A 16,242-nucleotide genomic window follows, 5' to 3' on the forward strand; every position below is an offset into this window, starting at 1 on the left:
GCCTTATCTGAATCCGGCCGATCGTCCTGTAGACGCAGCAGGCTGGCAAACGTTGGGGCGCGAGCTGAACGGGATAGGCGCCCGGTTGCGCAAGGGCGGGCTGCAACTGGCTTATCACAACCATGATTTCGAGATGAAGAAGTATCGCGGCAAAACTGCGCTGGAATGGCTGGTGGATGCGACGCAGCCTCAGAATCTGTCGCTCGAGCTGGATGTGGCCTGGGTGTCACGCGGCGGTCAGGACCCGGTTCGTTTGATCAGACGCTATTCGAACAGGCTGTTTGCCCTGCACGTCAAAGACAATGCAGGCATTGGCGTGCGTGACGACGAGCGAAACTTCGCTCCTGTCGGTGAAGGGCTGCTGACCTGGAGCGAGATCGTCGCCGCAGCGCAGGAAGATGCCAGGCCGTTGTACATCGTCGAGCATGATCTGCCCAAGGATCCGGGCGCAATCATCCGGACATCCAGACAGAATCTACAGCGCGAACTGATGCTCGAAGGCCATGAACGAAAACTGCAGTAATCCAGAGCCCAGGCGCTGAGAAGAGACGAGCGATGTCGCTTCTCATGCGTCTGCGGGCTTTGCTCCTTGTGATCAACGATGCTTACGCATCATCTTTTTTCTAGCCGAATCAAATGGTTGTCTGGTCATGATCGATCTTTGATCACGCCTGCCGGATCAAAAAAACGGTCAAGTTCGGGCGAGATCAGCCGACACGCTAACGCACCGCTGATGGGTGGCTTTTGCTACTCGCCTGTTCAGGATGCGGCCTTATTTGATCGTCATGGAAAGCGAAATGAAAGAAGAAAAAATGCCATCTTCCCCTCGCAGGGTCGGAATCATTCTGGGAATCCTGATTCTGTTGTTGCCCCATTTCTTCGTCTGGCTTCTGCTGCGCAGAGGGCACACCCGTAAAGCCAGGCTGATCGGTTTCGGATGGCTGGCTTTCTGGATCATCGTTTCGATACTGGTCCCAAAGTCGGCAAATCGGGATGTAGTGAATGCGCCCACACCCGCTGCTCCGGCAGTTGCCACGGCCCCCACACCAGCCCCCGTTGCAGCTGTCCCCGCGGTAGTCGCAACTGCTCCGGCCGCACCCGCAGCACCCGCCGCGGATGCCGTGAAGTCCTACACCGCCATGCAGGTTTCCAGCAGCTACGGTGAGAATTCAGTGGCGGCCGATATGCTGTTCAGAGACAAACGTGTAAAAGTGACCGGTCGCATTACCGACATCAACACCGACTTCATGGGCAATCCATATCTGATCTTGGCCGGGAGCAACCAGTTCATGGGTCCACAGTTCAAGTTCAACAAGTCTGCGCTGTCAGCCATCGCGGCGTTGAAGAAGGGGGCACAGATCTCTGTGATCTGCACCGGTCGGGGTGATCTGGCCAAAATCCCGATGTTTGAAAACTGCGAGTTGTGAAATGAGAAATCAGCGTCGTCTGGTCGTGCATGCCAGTGAGCGGCTTATCGCTTGAGTCCTGAATGACAAAGCCCATCGCTGAGATGGGCTTTGTTGAACATGCTGCTTTCGCCGTGGCGGTGCAACAACCGTTGGACTATTGGGCGACCAGGATTTTTTTCGGCTGGCACATGAGCAGTGACTGGCCGTCAGGCATTTCCAGAATGATTCCGTAACCCCCAGGCTCCAGACCTGTCAAATCGGCCTTGAACGTGAAACCCGATTTGAGCAGTTTTTCATTGTTGAAGGCCTTGACGATATCCGGACGATCAACGCGTACAGGATTCTCGAAGGTATGAGGTGCGCCTTGTGCGCCTGTCAAACGCAACCTTATTTGCGTGGCTGCCTTTTGATTTTGCGAGTCGAACGCCCATCCGCTGAACTCCACCATTCCCCGCTTCACATAGACAGTCGCGTCAGGCTTCCCGGCGATGACGTCGACGAAGCATTTGTCTGTCGAGAGACGGTTGACGATCTTGGCGTCTTCCTTGTCGCCGCATCCGGCAATCGACGCCAGACCAAGGGCCAGCAGAGCAAGTGCGGTAAGTTTTTTGTACATGATGTTTCCTGAGGGCGACGCATGATGGAAATGTTCAGTCGACTGCTTGCAGATGACTGTGTGTTTGAGAACTGTAAGGTCAGGTATCAAGCGGGTTGGGGATTATGGAGGGAGTGCCAATGCCGGGCAAGGGCGCTTTCTTTTGTTTCATGTGCAAGGCGCGGGTGTTTTCCACATCGCTCATTTGCGCCTGATCCGTGGCGCAACCCCCGTCAGATGCAGGCGAACGCAGGCCCAGGCGAGATGCAGCGCCTCACGCAATGCCACGGCGTCCTGACTCAGCACTCGCACCGACACGCCACAATCGCCAGGCAGCGCGCTGACACCCACGTAGCTGCCAGTGAGCGCAGACAGCGCGTTGCGCACGCTTTGTTTTACCTCGTCCAGCGGCAAGCCCTGACCCAGCAGCATGAAGGTGGCCATGGCGTTAAACGGGCCGCTGACGCCGGGCAGGCGGCGTTGCAAGTCTTCGCCGGTCAGGGTCAGGCGATCGCCCGCCAGCAACCTTCCGGCGGGGCAACGCACTTCCAGGTCTGCCCGGTAATACCCTGGCACTCCCGCCGCGCCCGGCGGGGTGTGTACGCAAAAGGCGTCGCAGAGCACCACGCGGGCCTTGGGGTGTAAGGTCACCAGCACCTCGCTGTGCAGCCGTGCCTGAGGGAAGAGGATGGTTACCATTGGCAGGTATTCCAGCAGTGCGCCCGTATCGGCCACCAGCGTGACGGTCTGGCGTGCCGAGTGTTCGAACATGCTGTGGGCGATAGTCGCCGCGCCGGTACTGACATGCACCTGAGTGTCGGCACAGGCGTGCAGATGCAGGCGCAGATGCTCTCCGGCGTACAGCCCGCCCGAACAGGACTGCAGATAGACCGCCGCCATACCGACCGGGTCCTGCGGCAGTTTCAGGGTCCGTCCAAGGTGGAAGGGATAAGCCACTTCCTGACGCGAGACATAGCTGATCCCTGACGGCGCTCTGCTGAACGTGATCTGCGCTGCCGCCTGCGCCTGCACCGGCAGTGTCGACGAGCAGACGTTCATGGGCGGTCGAACAGCACGGCCCGGCTGATCGCCTCGACCACCTCATCGACGCCGTCCCCGCTGCTGCAGTTGGTGAACAGTACGGGGCGACCTTTTCGCGCTTCGGCGGACTCGCGTCGCATGCGCGCCAGGTCGACGCCCACATAGGGCGCCAGGTCGTATTTGTTGACCACCAGCAGGTCGCAACTCAATACGCCAGGGCCTCGTTTGCGCGGAATGTCGTCACCTCCGGCGACGTCTATGACGAATATCCAGAAGTCCACCAGGTCCAGCGAAAAGGTCGAGGCCAGGTTGTCACCGCCGGATTCGATCAGCACCAGATCAAGGTTGTGAAAGTGCGCCTCCAGTTCGTCGGCCATTTGCAGGTTGAGCGTGGGGTCTTCTCGTATGGCGGTGTGCGGGCACGCACCGGTCTCCACGGCGCGCACCCGCATCGGGTCGATCAGCCCGCTGCGCTGCACGCGCTCGGCGTCCTCGCGGGTGGCCAGGTCGTTGGTGATGATTGCCAGCTCGATGCCGCGTGCAATGAGGCGCGGTATCAGTTGTTCCAGCAGGCGCGTCTTGCCAGAGCCGACCGGGCCGCCGATGCCGACACGAGCAGCGCCGGGGTGAGGCTGTGCAGCAGAGCAGGTGGGTGCAATCAGCGGCAGGTTCATCATCAGGCTCCTTTACGAATGGGCTTAGCGCAGCATGTAGCGTTGAGCGAGCGGGACTTCGCTGACCGGGTCACAGAACAACCGCTCGCCGTCGGCGTAAACGTCGAAGGTCTGTGGATCGACGTGAATGTCCGGGCAGGCATCGTTGTGCAGCATGTCTGATTTGCGCAGGGTGCGCGTGCCGAACGCGGGCAGCAGCGCTTTCTTGAGGCCCAGCTTGGCGGCGGTATCGGCTTCGACGGCCAGCCGGTTGACGAAGTTGACCGCCAGCGCCTTGCTCGCCTCACCGAACGCGCCCCACTGCGGGCGCATCATCAGCGGTTCGCAGGTGTACAGCGACGCTGCAGAGTCGCCCATTACGGCATGCACGATGAAGCCGCCTTTGACGACCAGATCCGGCTTGATGCCGAAGAATGCCGGTCGCCACAGTACCAGGTCGGCGATTTTGCCCGGCTCCAGGGAGCCGATGTAGCTGTCGATGCCGAATACGCGTGCGGCGTTGATGGTGTACTTGGCGATGTAGCGTTTGATGCGTTCGTTGTCGCCCAGGGCTGTGCTTTCTTCCGGCAGTCGGCCGCGCTGGTCTTTCATTTTTGAAGCCAGTTGCCAGGTGCGGCAGATGACCTCATTGATGCGGCCCATGCCCTGACTGTCCGAGCCCAGAATCGAGATCGCGCCGGTATCGTGCAGGATGTCTTCGGCGGCGATGGTTTGTGGCCGCACCCGCGATTCGGCGAACGCCACGTCTTCCGGCACGTCTGGATTGAGGTGGTGGCAGACCATGATCATGTCCAGGTGTTCGTCGAAGGTATTGACTGTGTAGGGATTGGTCGGATTGGTCGAGGAGGGGATGCAATTGGGCTTGCCTGCCACACTGATGATGTCCGGCGCATGTCCGCCGCCTGCGCCTTCGGTGTGGTACATGTGAATCGTACGGTCGCCGATGGCTGCCAGCGTGTCTTCGAGAAAACCCGATTCGTTGAGCGTGTCGGTGTGCAGTTGCACCTGGAAATCGTATTCGTCGGCGACCTTCAGGCAGGTGTCGATCACCGCAGGCATCGCGCCCCAGTCTTCATGGATCTTCAGCCCCAGACAGCCACCGCGCAGTTGCCCGAGCAGGGATTCGGGCTTGCTCGAGTTGCCCCGTCCGAGGAAACCGAAGTTGATCGGCCAGTGCTCTGACGCCTGCAGCATCTTGCCGACGTTCCATTCCCCGCCGCAGTCGATGCCCACCGTGATCGGCCCCAGCGAGCCGCCGATCAGGGTGGTCAAACCGGCTGCCAGCGCGTGATCGCATAACTGCGCCGAATCGAAATGCACATGCACATCGATGCCGCCGGGTGTGACGATCAGGCCTTCGGCATCGCGTACGGTGGTGGCGACGCCGCAAATCAATTGCGGGTGCACACCGTCCATGATCTGCGGATTGCCCGCCTTGCCGATGGCGACGATCTTGCCCGCCTTGATGCCGATGTCGCCTTTGACGATGCCAATCACCGGATCGATGATCAGCGCGTTGCAGATCAGCATGTCGAGTGCGCCGTCGTCGCTGTCGTGACCCGGCATCAGGCCCATGCCGTCGCGCAGGGTCTTGCCGCCGCCGTGCAGGCATTCGTCGCCGGGCACCGAATGGTCGAACTCGACTTCGGCCAGCAGCGAGGTGTCGCCCAGCCGGACCGCATCGCCGGTGGTCGGGCCGTACATCGCGGCATATTCCTTGCGGGTCATCGTGGCCATTGCTCAGGCTCCCTTGAAATGCCGGGCACGCGCGCGCTCCAGTGCGACGCGCTTGCATGCCGGATCGTGCAGGTTGCCATTGGTCAGACCGCTGAAGCCGTAGATGTCGCCACTGCCGCCAAATTGCACCAGTTGCACCTCGCGCAATTCGCCCGGTTCGAAGCGCACCGCAGTGCCTGCCGGTATGTCCAGGTGCATGCCGAAAGCGATATCACGGGGGAAATCCAGCGCCTTGTTGACCTCGAAGAAGTGATAGTGGCTGCCGATCTGCACCGGCCGATCACCCGTATTGAGGGCTCTCAGGGTCGCCGTCGGGCGGCCGGTGTTGAGCTGAATATCGCCATCGGGCGCGAGAATCTCGCCGGGTGTGGGCATGGCGCTCAATGGCAATCGACCCGGCCGAACGGGTTGGTGGACGGTGACCAGTTTGGTGCCGTCCGGAAAAGTGCCTTCGACCTGCAACACCGGCAGCAAGTCGGCGACGCCGGGCAGCACGTCATCAGTGCTCAGAATCGTCGAGCCAGACCCGATCAGTTCCGCCACGCTGCGTCCCTCGCGAGCGCCTTCAAGGATCTCGTCAGCGATCAGCGCCGACGCTTCCGGGAAGTTCAGACGCAGGCCCTTGCTACGGCGTTTGCGTGCCAGTTCGGCGGCGGTGTACAGCGTGAGCCGTTCAAGCTCGGTGGGGGTCAGTAGCATGGCGAGGCTCCTGCGGGCAGGTGATCAATTGGCGAACAGGCGCAATTCCTGGGTTTCATGCCGCATGACGGCGATTTCGGCCATGGGCGTGAAGCCGCTGGCGTTTTCCGGCTCGGGCGCGGCAAGCGTCAGCAGTTGCGCAATCAAGGGGTGAATCTCGGTCAGCACCCGCTGCGCATCGACATGGCCCATCACGCCGAGGCGTACGGCAGCGCTGACCAGACCGGTACACAAACCGTGGGCGGCGGCCAGTTGGCAATGCGCGAGGTGCATGCCCAGTTGCTTCCAGATAAGGCCCTGCATGACGGGCAGATGCCCTTGCGTTTCGCCTGCGAGTATCTGCTGCTGATAAAGCGCCGCGCCGGACGTTCCGAGTGCAACGTGAACACCCAGCAGTGCCTGGCCGACACGCCGTGAGCCGTGGCGCAGTTCTTCGGCCATGGTCAGCGCTTCAATCTGCGCATCCAGCGCCATCAGTCGATCCGGATCGTCGGCTGATTGCCAGGCGGCTACCAGAAAGGCCCGGTCAAAACTGTTCCAGCGATGCCGTAACTGGCCTTCCACGAAACCGCGCACTGCAGCGCTGCGGTCAGGGCGGGTGTGCGGTTGTCGACGTCGGGGCGGAGCCCGTTCGATCTGGCCCAGATGACCATCAGTCTTGAGCGTTTCCAGCCCCCACGACCAGGCCACTGCGCCGCCCGGAAAAAAACTGTCGGCCTGTTGCAGGGCCAGCAATGCGCTGCCCAGGTCGTTCATACGCGCGACACTCGACCGTCGGCGAACATTGGCGCCAGACGCTCCAGGTAATCGGCTTCGGGGCCGTTGAGCGGAATCTGCAGCGTATCGTGATCGAAGCGCACCGCCCAATGCATGTTGCCCGCGAAGTAACCCAACTCCAGCGCTGCTGACGCATCGCGTGGCTTCAGGCCCAGATAGTGCTGATCCTGCATCTGCACCACGATGGCACGCTTGCTTTCGAGCATCAGCACCGAACCGTTGCGCAACGTCTGATGCCGCTCCAGACGAATCGCGCAGTCGGTGCCGCGATCACTGACCAGCCGCAGGCGATGCCGCTGGATGTCGCTGCCGGACAGGTTCAGGATTTCCACCTGGCCGTTATGGCTCAGGTCATGAAGCCGATCGGCAAGGGCAGGGTCACTGGCCTGGCCGAGAATGCGGTCGAGTATCAGCATGGTGCGTTCTCCTGTGTCGGCTCAGATCGTGAGGTAGCGCAGAATGCGCTCGCGGTCGACGGTTTCGTGGACTTCGCTGTGCACGAATTCACCTTTTTCGATGATCAGGTAGCGGTCAGCCACGGCCATCGCGAACGACAGCACCTGCTCGGACACAATCAGCGAAAAGCCTCGCTCCTTCTTCAGCAGGTTCAAGGCTTTGGCGATGTCCTTGATGATCGATGGCTGGATGCCTTCGGTGGGCTCGTCGAGGATCAGCACCTTGGGATTGGACACCAGCGCCCGGGCGATGGCCAGTTGTTGCTGCTGGCCGCCGGACAGGTTGCCGCCCTTGCGCCGGCGCATCTCGAACAGCACCGGAAAGTATTCGAAGATGTAGTCGGGAATAGGGGCGGCGGGTGCGCCCTGCATACCGGTGAGGATGTTTTCCTCGACGCTCAGGTAAGGAAAGATCATGCGTCCCTGCGGCACGAAACCGATGCCGGTAGCAACGCGCTCATAGCTTTTGCTGCCGGTCAACTCCTGCCCGGCCAGGGTGATGCTGCCACTGCGCGTCGGCAGCATGCCCACCAGGCTGCGCAACAACGTGGTCTTGCCCATGCCGTTGCGACCCATGATCGCCAGCGACTCGCTCGGTGCCAGTTCCAGGCTCAGATCGCGCAGCACATGGCTGTCGCCGTAATAGACGTTCAGTTGCGTGACATTCAGCATGTTCAGTGCCCCAGGTAGACGTCAATGACGCGAGGATCGTTCTGCACCTGATCCATCGAGCCGTAGGCCAGGGTCTTGCCCTGATGCAGTACCGTGACCTTGTCGGCCACCGACTTCACGAATTCCATGTCGTGCTCGATGATGACCATTGCCCGGCCCCTGGCGATGAGTTTGAGCAGGCCTGCGGTCTTTTCCCGCTCGCCCGCGCTCATGCCCGCCACCGGTTCATCGAGCAACAGCAGTTCCGGGCGTTGCATCAGCAGCATGCCGATCTCCAGCCACTGTTTCTGGCCGTGGGACAGAAGTCCGGCCTTGCGGCCCAACTGGTCCTTGAGGAAGATCATCTCGGCGGTCTGCTCGATTTCGGCTTGCAAGGCGCTGTTCTTTCCGGCGAACAGGCAGTTGAAGATGCCGCGCTTGTCCGGCGAGGAAATATCCAGGTTTTCGCGCACGGTGAGGTCTTCATACACCGACGGGTTCTGAAACTTGCGACCGACGCCTGCACGGGTGATCTGGTACTCGATCATGTTGGCCAGTTGCAGGTCTTTGAAACGGATGGTGCCGGCGCTCGGGCGGGTTTTGCCGCAGATCATGTCCAGCAGCGTGGTCTTGCCCGCGCCGTTTGGCCCGATCACCACGTGCACCTGGTTTTCCTCGACATAAAAGTTCAGGCTGTCCACGGCCTTGAAGCCGTCGAACGACACCGTCAGGTCCTCGACACTCAGCAACATACCGGCCATCAGTGCACCTCCTTGTTGTTCAGGCGTTGCAGCAGACCGGCCAGCCCGGTGGGCAGAAACAGCACCACGCCCATGAACAGGAAGCCGATGAAGTACTGCCAGAAACTGACGAAGTTTTCGGAAAGGTAGGTTTTTGCCGTGCCGATCAGCAGCGTGCCGTACACCGCGCCGACCAGCGACAGACGTCCGCCGAGGGCGGCGTAGATCACGATTTCCGTGGACGGAATGATGCCGACCAGCGACGGCGATGCCAGGCCGACCTGCAAGGTGAACATCACCCCACCCAGCGCCGAGATCAGCGCCGCCACGGCAAAGATGAACGCCTTGAACAAGGCCGTGTTGTAGCCGGAAAACCGCACCCGGTCTTCACGGTCACGAATCGCCACGATCACCTTGCCCAGCCGACTGCGCAGAATGAAGCCGCACATCGCGACACAAGCCAGCAACAGCACGGTGGTGATCAGGTACAGAATCCAGGGCGTTTGCGGAGTCTGCAGGCTCAGGCCGAACACTGTCTTGAAGTCGGTCAGGCCGTTGACTCCGCCGGTATAACCCTGCTGGCCAATGATCATGATCGACATGATCGAGGCCAGCGACAGGGTGATGATCGAGAAGTACACGCCGCCCACGCGCTTCTTGAAATAGGCGTAACTGAACAGGAACGCCAGCAACGCCGGAAGAATGAGAATTGCCGCGAGGGTGAAGGTCGCCGATTCGAACGGCTTCCACCACCACGGCAGAGACTCGACGCTGTTCCAGATCATGAAATCGGGCAACGCGGAGCCATAGAAGGCGGCAAGGGCGCTGGCGGCTTCGTCATTGGCAGTAGCTTCCAGCTTCAGGTACATCGCCATCATGTAACTGCCCAGGCCGAAGAAAATTCCCTGACCCAGGCTGAGAATGCCGCCGTAGCCCCAGATCATCACCATGCCGACCGCACAGAACGCCAGACTCAGGTATTTGCCTGCCAACCCCAGACGAAAGTCGCCCAGGCTTACAGGTAACACCACCAACAGCAGAATTGACAGCCAGATCAGGCTGTAGCGTTCCAGTAGCGGTAGCCAGCCGGGTTGGGCCGTTTGGGTCGGTGACAGAGCGGGCGGCTTTTCAGTCATGTCATTCATCTCAACGTCTCACTTTCGTGGCAAACAGGCCGTTGGGGCGGAAGAACAGCAGCACGATGACCACCAGCAGGGTCATGGCCTTGGCCATGGAGCCGGTGGTGAGGTATTCCAGCGAAATCTGTGTCTGGCCGATGGCGAACGCCGACAGGAAGGTGCCGAGCAGGCTTTCCACGCCGCCGAACACCACCACGATGAAGGTGTCCACCAGGTACTGCTGACCGCTGACCGGGCCGGTAGAGGCGAGCATGGTGAATGAACTGCCAGCGATGCCCGCCAGGCCACACCCCAGTGCAAAGGTCACAGAGTCCACCCGTGCGGTGTTGATGCCGGCGGCACCCGCCATGGCGCGGTTCTGGGTCACGGCGCGGATGCGCAGGCCCCAGCGACTGCGGTAGAGAAACAGGAACACGGCAGCGGCAATGACAAAGGTCAGGCCGATGATGAAAATCCGGTTCAGCGGCAGTTCCAGGCCTTCACTGATCTTCCACGCGCCTTGCAGCCATTGCACGGTCGGCACGCTGACCTCCTTGGGCCCGAACACCTGACGGAACAACTGCTGCAGCACCAGCGACAGGCCCCAGGTCGCCAGAAGGGTGTCCAGCGGCCGGTTGTACATGAAGCGGATGAAGCAGCGTTCCAGCAGAAAACCGAAGGCGAAGGTCACCAGGAAGGCCACGCCGATCCCGACGATGAAGTACCAGCCCATGAACTCCGGCAGGTAGCGCTGAAACACCACCGAGGTGACGTAGGTCATGTACGCGCCCATCGCCATCAGTTCACCGTGGGCCATGTTGATCACGCCCATCAGGCCGAACACGATGGTCAGTCCCAGCGCCATCAGCACCAGTACCGAGAACAGCGAAAATCCGCTGAAGACTTGCATTACCAGCGTATCGAAAGTCATGGCGTCGCCACCTGTCGCTGAAGGTTGAAAGAGGGGGGCGCGGTGTGATCCCGAGCCCGCTCAGGTATCAGAGTTTCGGGAACGGGTTGGGCTCGATAGGCGCGGACTCGTAGATCACGTCGACCTGGCCTTGGGCGTTAAGGGTGCCGATGCGTGCACGTTTCCACAGGTGATGGTTGTCCTTGTGCACCTTGATCTGGCCTTCAGGCGCGTCCAGCTCCATTTCCGAGGACGCGGCGATCACGTTCGGCACGTCGAAACTGCCGGCTTTCTCCACTGCCTTTTTCCACAGATAAACAGCGGTGTAGGCTGCCGCCATCGGATCGCCGATCACGCGTTGCTGGCCATAGCGGGTCTTGAACGCCTGAACGAATTTCTCGTTGACCGGATTGTTCAGGCTCTGGAAATAGCTCATGCAGGTCAGAAAACCGGTCAGGTTTTCTGCGCCGATACCGGTGACCTCCTCTTCGGTCACCGCCAGCGCCATCAGGGTCTGGTTGCTGCTGTCGATCCCTGCGGCCTTGAGCTGTTTGTAGAACGCCACGTTGGAGCCGCCGACGATGGTGGATATTACGATGTCAGGCTTGGCGGCCTTGATCTTGTTGATCACCGAGGAGAACTCGATGGCCCCCAGCGGCAGGTAATCCTCGCCGACAATCGAGCCGCCCTGCTTGGTCACCGAGACGCGTGCCAGTTTGTTGGTGGTGCGCGGCCAGATGTAATCCGAGCCGACCAGATAGACACTCTTGCCTTTATTGGCCATCAGCCAGGTCACGGCTGCCAGTGTCTGCTGCGAGGCCTCGGCGCCGGTGTAAATAATCGCCGGAGATTTTTCCAGACCTTCGTAGAAGGTTGGGTAGTAGAGCAGGCCCTTGTTGCGCTCGAAGACGGGCAACACCGCCTTGCGCGAGGCCGACGTGAAGGCTCCGAATGTCACCGCGACGCGATCGTTTTCCAGCAGCTTGCGTGCTTTCTCGGCGAAGGTCGGCCAGTCACTGGCACCGTCCTCGATGATCGGCTCGATGGTCTTGCCCAGCACACCCCCACTGGCGTTGATTTCGTCGATGGCCAGTTTTTCCGCGTCCACCACCGAGGCTTCACTGATGGCCATGGTGCCGGTCAACGAGTGGATAATGCCCACTTTCACGGTATCGGCCGCCTGCACCTGGCCGACCAGAGAAAACGGCAACAGGCTCATGGCGCCCAGCAACAGCGCATGCTTGATCAAACGGCGTTTGTCGTTATGCATTCACTTCTCTCCCAGGAATAAAAAAAGCCCGACGTTCCGCCCTGCGAACAGGCGGAAGGTCAGGCTTTTGTGCCGAATCTGGCGGGACAAACTGTGTCCGATCCAGTCGTACGCGAGGTGTCTCCCTACCTGCCATGAAGGGGCGTAGGGCAGACAGCTGGCGCGATGTCTCAAGAGAGTCTTAGCAAGGCCGATGCCAAGTGTCGGTATTAGCGTCGATATGCGCGGGTTGGTGCGCTTTGGCGGTTTTTTTCGGCATGTCCCTTCATTAATTGCACGCGACCCCGGTCTTGCGCCGCTTTGGCGCGAGCGCGCCCTTCACGCACCAAAAATGTGACGACAGCCGGTCGATTTTCCGCGACTCACCCTTCAAACGTGCATGTGGCCGCCGCTGGCCCACTCCCTGCATAGGCTTGCACGACACCTTCGCAGGGTCCCTTGTCACACGCCCATCCTCCGGCAGGTGTGGAAGGCCCTCGCATGACTGGCCCTGACACTGTCGTCACGCCAGCCCAGGCGCAATCGCCTGAGAGCCCCCGCGCACCACGCGGTGTTTCGCTCAGTCCCTTTTTGCACGGACCTCAAGACCCCCGGCCAGTGGCGGGCGTCTCATCTCACGTTGAACAAGGTTTATAGGCATGGTTGACCAGTCGATCCGCATAGGCGGGCTGTTTTCCAATACCGGGGTCACCGCCGCTGGCGAATGCTCGACGATGCGCGGGGCGCAGTTTGCGATCCAGCAGATCAACGCGGCCGGTGGCGTGGACGGACGCCCGCTGGAAATGATCACCCGCAACCCGGACTCGACACCGTCACTGTTCGCCCTGCACGTCGAGTCGCTGATTCGCGAAGAGCGTTTGAAGTTTTTCTTCGGTTGCTACACCTCGGCGGCTCGCAAGGCGGTGTTGCCCATCGTCGAGCGCCACGACGCGCTGTTGCTTTACCCGGTGTACTACGAGGGCTTCGAGTATTCGCGCAATATCATCTACACCGGCGCCACACCGAATCACAACGCTGTGCCGCTGGGCAACTACATGTTCGAACACTTCGGCAATCGGGTGCTGATGATCGGATCGGAATATGTATACCCCTACGAAACCAATCGCCTGATGAGCGACCTGCTGTACGAGCGTGGCGGCAACAAGCTGGGCGAGTATTACCTGCCGCTCAAGAATGCCCGTCCCGAGGATTTCGCCCGGTTGATGGTCAAGGCGCGGGAGCTGAAACCGTCGTTCATCTTCTCGACCGTGGTCGGCGAGACCATGGGACATCTGTACCAGGCCTACGCCGATGCGGGTTTCGACCCGGCGGTGATGCCGATCGCCAGCGTGACCACCAGCGAAACCGATATCAAGCAGATGGGCGTGCACCTGGGCAATGGGCACATATCGGCAGCGAGCTATTTTCAGTCGATCGACACGCCGCTCAACCGCCAGTGCATCGCCGAATACCGCGAGCTGTTCGGCCAGCAGCAAGTCACCGACCGCTGCTGGGAAGCTGCGTATTTTCAGGTGCATCTACTGGCCAAGGCGATCAGTCGGGCGGGCAGCACCGAAGTGGAAGCAGTATTGCAGACCATGCGCGGCCTGGAGTTCGACGCGCCTCAAGGACGAGTGAGAATCGATGAAAACAACCACCACACGTACCTGTATTCACGAATCGGAAGGGCCAACGCCAAGGGCCAGTTCGACATCCTTTACGAGAGCCAGAAAGCGCTCAAACCCGACCCCTATGCCATTGCGCCTGATTTCAGTGGCTGGTCCGGCCTGGCCGGGAGGCGTCCATGACCCTGCGTGCTGCCAAGAAGCGCCTGCGCAACGATAGCGCAGGCGGGATCAAAGACCTGCGTGACATCAGCGTACTGGTGATGCACCCGGACGATGAAGACGGGCGCAACCTGATCGCGCAATTACAACGCATCGGCTGTCAGGTGCGGGTCCAGTGGCCAATCCCCGAGCGTCTGCACAGTGAGGCGGATGTGATCGTGCTGGCCGTCTCGCCGGAGAGCCTGTCAACCAATACACCCTGGTTGCTGCACAGTACGACGCCGCCGATCATTCCGGTGATTGCCTATGAAAACCCGATCATCGTCGAGGCGCTGGTGCAATTGAATGCCTGCTCCGTGATTCCTTCACCAGTGAGGTCTTTCGGTCTGCTCACGGCGTTGACCATCACCCTGAGTCAGGCGCGCAAGAACCGTGAGCGGGAAAAACACGTCAAGCGTCTGGAAGGGCGCATGGCCGTCATGCGTACCGTGCAGCAGGCGAAAATCATTTTGATGGAAACCAAGGGGCTGTCGGAAATCGACGCCTATAACGCGCTGCGCGACCAGGCCATGAGCAAGCGCGAGCCGGTGGAGAAAATCGCCGAAGCGCTGGTCAAGGCGCATGAACTGTTTCAACAGGCCTGTTCCTGATCCGCTTTAGTATCGGGCTCGCGAGCCTGATCCTCTTCTGCGTGGACGTTTGCCATACGCCCTGAACCGGCAGGTATGGAGCACCGCGTGGCGACCGGCACGGACAACGGCGTCCTCCGGAACGAGCTTGAGCCCGTGCACTCGGCACAGGCGGCTCCTACCGTCATCTGGAGAACATCATGTCCGTAAAACGCCCTGAAAAAGCCGACTTTCTGATTGCCGCCCAGGACCATGGTTACGACCTGTCCGACAGCCAGATGCAGGCGTACCTGAATCTCGCCGATGAAACCCTCAATTCCTACGAAGCCATCGATGCCCTGTACGCCGCCCACGTTGCTCAGCCTGCGCCCCTGCGCGAACACAGCAAACCCCTCGACGCTGAAAACCTGCACGCCGCCTGGTACGTGAAAACGCATATCGTGGGCGCCGCCGACGGTCCGTTGAAAGGGCGGACCGTGGTCATCAAGGACAACGTTTCGGTTGCCGGCGTGCCCATGGCCAACGGCTCGTTGAGCCTCGAAGGTTACGTGCCGTCCGAGGATGCCACCGTGGTCAAACGCCTGCTGGCGGCCGGCGCCACCGTGGTCGGCAAGTCGGTGTGCGAGGACCTGTGCTTCTCCGGGGCCAGCTTCACTGCGGCCAGTGGCGCGGTGAAAAATCCGTGGGACATGACTCGCAATGCAGGCGGATCGTCCAGCGGCAGTGCGGTGCTGGTGTCGCTGGGTGAAGTCGATATGGCGATCGGCGGCGATCAGGGCGGATCGATCCGTATGCCCTCGGCCTGGAGCGGTATCGTCGGTCACAAACCCACCTACAGCCTGGTGCCGTACACCGGTGCGTTTCCCATCGAACGCACGATTGATCATGTGGGCCCGATGGCCAATACCGTACGCGATTGCGCGTTGATGCTGGACGTGATCGCCGGTGCCGACGGCCTGGATTCGCGGCAGAAAAATCCGCCCGCCGTGAACTGCATTGCGAGCCTGGATCAAGGCGTCAAAGGGCTGAGAATTGGTCTGCTGCGTGAAGGCTTCGCGATTCCGGGCATGTCCGAGCCGCAGGTGGATGCGCTGGTCAAAGCCGCCGTCGCCCAACTCGAAAGCCTAGGCGCCAGCGTCGGTGAGGCCAGTGCACCGTGGCACTCCGGCGTAGCGCTGGACATGTGGAACGTGATCGCCACCGATGGCGCGGCCTATCAGATGCTGCAAGGCAACGGTTACGGCATGAACGTCGATGGCTATTACGATCCGGACATCATGAGCTACTACGGCGCCAAACGCCGCGAACACGCCGATTCGTTGTCCCACAGCGTGCGGGCCGTGGCGCTGACTGGCCACTACAGTCTGAAAAACCTGCACGGCGCCAGCTATGCCAAGGCGCGCATGCTGGTCCCGGAACTGACCCGTCAGTACGACGAGGCGTTCCAGTCATACGATGTGCTGGTGATGCCGACCATGCCCTTTGTCGCGACGCCGCTGACCGCGCCGGACGCGCCGATCGAAGAGTACGTTCACAGTGCGCTGAACATGCTCGCCAACACCGCGCCGTTCGACCTGACCGGACATCCGGCGACGTCGATTCCTGCCGGGCTGGCCGATGGCTTGCCGGTGGCGATGATGATCGTTGCGCCACGTTTCCAGGATGCGCTCGCGCTGCGTGTGGCGCAGGCCTACGAACAGGTTCGGGGTGAGTTTCCCAAGCCGCCGCGTGGTTGAAGGCATCAGCTAAACGCGAAGCGCCCGGACATGTC

General features: G+C 60.8%; 17 protein-coding genes. 5 read left to right on the plus strand and 12 right to left on the minus strand.

Annotation, left to right across the window (positions count from 1 at the left end; translation table 11 throughout):
• On the plus strand, positions 1-523 hold a 523-nt coding region (locus tag BZK31_RS27790; RefSeq protein ID WP_157900815.1), incomplete at its 5' end, for a sugar phosphate isomerase/epimerase family protein.
• Positions 524-797: 274 nt separating this feature from the next.
• The gene (locus BZK31_RS27795) at positions 798-1,427 is read left to right on the plus strand and encodes an OB-fold protein (RefSeq protein ID WP_157900816.1); all 630 of its coding nucleotides are present in this window, start codon (positions 798-800) and stop codon (positions 1,425-1,427) included.
• Between the two features lie 136 nt (positions 1,428-1,563).
• Here the strand turns inward: BZK31_RS27795 and BZK31_RS27800 are convergent, their stop codons facing one another.
• From BZK31_RS27800 to urtA, 12 genes are all read right to left on the minus strand, one after another.
• Positions 1,564-2,025: a hypothetical protein gene (locus BZK31_RS27800; RefSeq protein WP_083186387.1), complete on the minus strand. Its 462-nt coding sequence runs from the start codon at positions 2,023-2,025 to the stop codon at positions 1,564-1,566.
• 180 nt (positions 2,026-2,205) lie between these two features.
• Positions 2,206-3,063 (minus strand): urease accessory protein UreD, encoded by an 858-nt coding sequence (locus BZK31_RS27805; protein ID WP_083186388.1) that lies wholly within the window; start codon positions 3,061-3,063, stop codon positions 2,206-2,208.
• Positions 3,060-3,719 (minus strand): urease accessory protein UreG, encoded by a 660-nt coding sequence (gene ureG, locus BZK31_RS27810; protein WP_083186389.1) that lies wholly within the window; start codon positions 3,717-3,719, stop codon positions 3,060-3,062. Before ureG ends, BZK31_RS27805 begins: the two co-directional genes overlap by 4 nt.
• Positions 3,720-3,743: 24 nt before the next feature.
• On the minus strand, positions 3,744-5,456 hold the full coding sequence (gene ureC, locus BZK31_RS27815; RefSeq protein WP_083186390.1) for an urease subunit alpha: 1,713 nt from the start codon (positions 5,454-5,456) through the stop codon (positions 3,744-3,746).
• Positions 5,457-5,459: 3 nt separating this feature from the next.
• Positions 5,460-6,155 (minus strand): urease subunit beta, encoded by a 696-nt coding sequence (locus tag BZK31_RS27820; RefSeq protein ID WP_083186391.1) that lies wholly within the window; start codon positions 6,153-6,155, stop codon positions 5,460-5,462.
• A gap of 24 nt (positions 6,156-6,179) precedes the next feature.
• A complete protein-coding gene (locus BZK31_RS27825; RefSeq protein WP_083186392.1) occupies positions 6,180-6,911 on the minus strand; it encodes an urease accessory protein UreF in 732 nt (243 codons plus the stop codon).
• Positions 6,908-7,348 (minus strand): urease accessory protein UreE, encoded by a 441-nt coding sequence (gene ureE, locus BZK31_RS27830; RefSeq protein WP_083186393.1) that lies wholly within the window; start codon positions 7,346-7,348, stop codon positions 6,908-6,910. Before ureE ends, BZK31_RS27825 begins: the two co-directional genes overlap by 4 nt.
• A 21-nt stretch (positions 7,349-7,369) precedes the next feature.
• Positions 7,370-8,059, minus strand: coding sequence for an urea ABC transporter ATP-binding subunit UrtE (gene urtE / locus BZK31_RS27835; protein WP_083186394.1), 690 nt, complete (start codon positions 8,057-8,059; stop codon positions 7,370-7,372).
• Positions 8,060-8,061: 2 nt separating this feature from the next.
• Complete coding sequence (urtD, locus tag BZK31_RS27840) at positions 8,062-8,799, minus strand: urea ABC transporter ATP-binding protein UrtD (protein ID WP_083186395.1); 738 nt, start codon at positions 8,797-8,799, stop codon at positions 8,062-8,064.
• A complete protein-coding gene (gene urtC, locus BZK31_RS27845; protein ID WP_083186396.1) occupies positions 8,799-9,923 on the minus strand; it encodes an urea ABC transporter permease subunit UrtC in 1,125 nt (374 codons plus the stop codon). The genes urtD and urtC overlap by 1 nt, the downstream gene beginning before the upstream one ends.
• A gap of 1 nt (position 9,924) precedes the next feature.
• Positions 9,925-10,827 carry an urea ABC transporter permease subunit UrtB gene (gene urtB / locus BZK31_RS27850; protein ID WP_083186397.1) on the minus strand — a complete coding sequence of 301 codons (903 nt, stop codon included), beginning with the start codon at positions 10,825-10,827 and terminating at the stop codon, positions 9,925-9,927.
• Positions 10,828-10,894: 67 nt separating this feature from the next.
• Positions 10,895-12,076, minus strand: coding sequence for an urea ABC transporter substrate-binding protein (gene urtA, locus BZK31_RS27855; protein ID WP_083186398.1), 1,182 nt, complete (start codon positions 12,074-12,076; stop codon positions 10,895-10,897).
• A gap of 638 nt (positions 12,077-12,714) precedes the next feature.
• On the opposite strand from urtA, the gene BZK31_RS27860 reads away from it, so the two are divergent.
• From BZK31_RS27860 to BZK31_RS27870, 3 genes are all read left to right on the plus strand, one after another.
• The gene (locus tag BZK31_RS27860) at positions 12,715-13,863 is read left to right on the plus strand and encodes a transporter substrate-binding domain-containing protein (protein ID WP_083186399.1); all 1,149 of its coding nucleotides are present in this window, start codon (positions 12,715-12,717) and stop codon (positions 13,861-13,863) included.
• On the plus strand, positions 13,860-14,492 hold the full coding sequence (locus BZK31_RS27865) for an ANTAR domain-containing response regulator (protein ID WP_083186400.1): 633 nt from the start codon (positions 13,860-13,862) through the stop codon (positions 14,490-14,492). Before BZK31_RS27860 ends, BZK31_RS27865 begins: the two co-directional genes overlap by 4 nt.
• A gap of 179 nt (positions 14,493-14,671) precedes the next feature.
• Positions 14,672-16,207: an amidase gene (locus tag BZK31_RS27870; protein WP_083186401.1), complete on the plus strand. Its 1,536-nt coding sequence runs from the start codon at positions 14,672-14,674 to the stop codon at positions 16,205-16,207.
• Positions 16,208-16,242: the final 35 nt, after the last annotated feature.

The organism is Pseudomonas floridensis, assembly GCF_002087235.1.
GTDB classification, from domain to species: Bacteria; Pseudomonadota; Gammaproteobacteria; order Pseudomonadales; family Pseudomonadaceae; genus Aquipseudomonas; species Aquipseudomonas floridensis.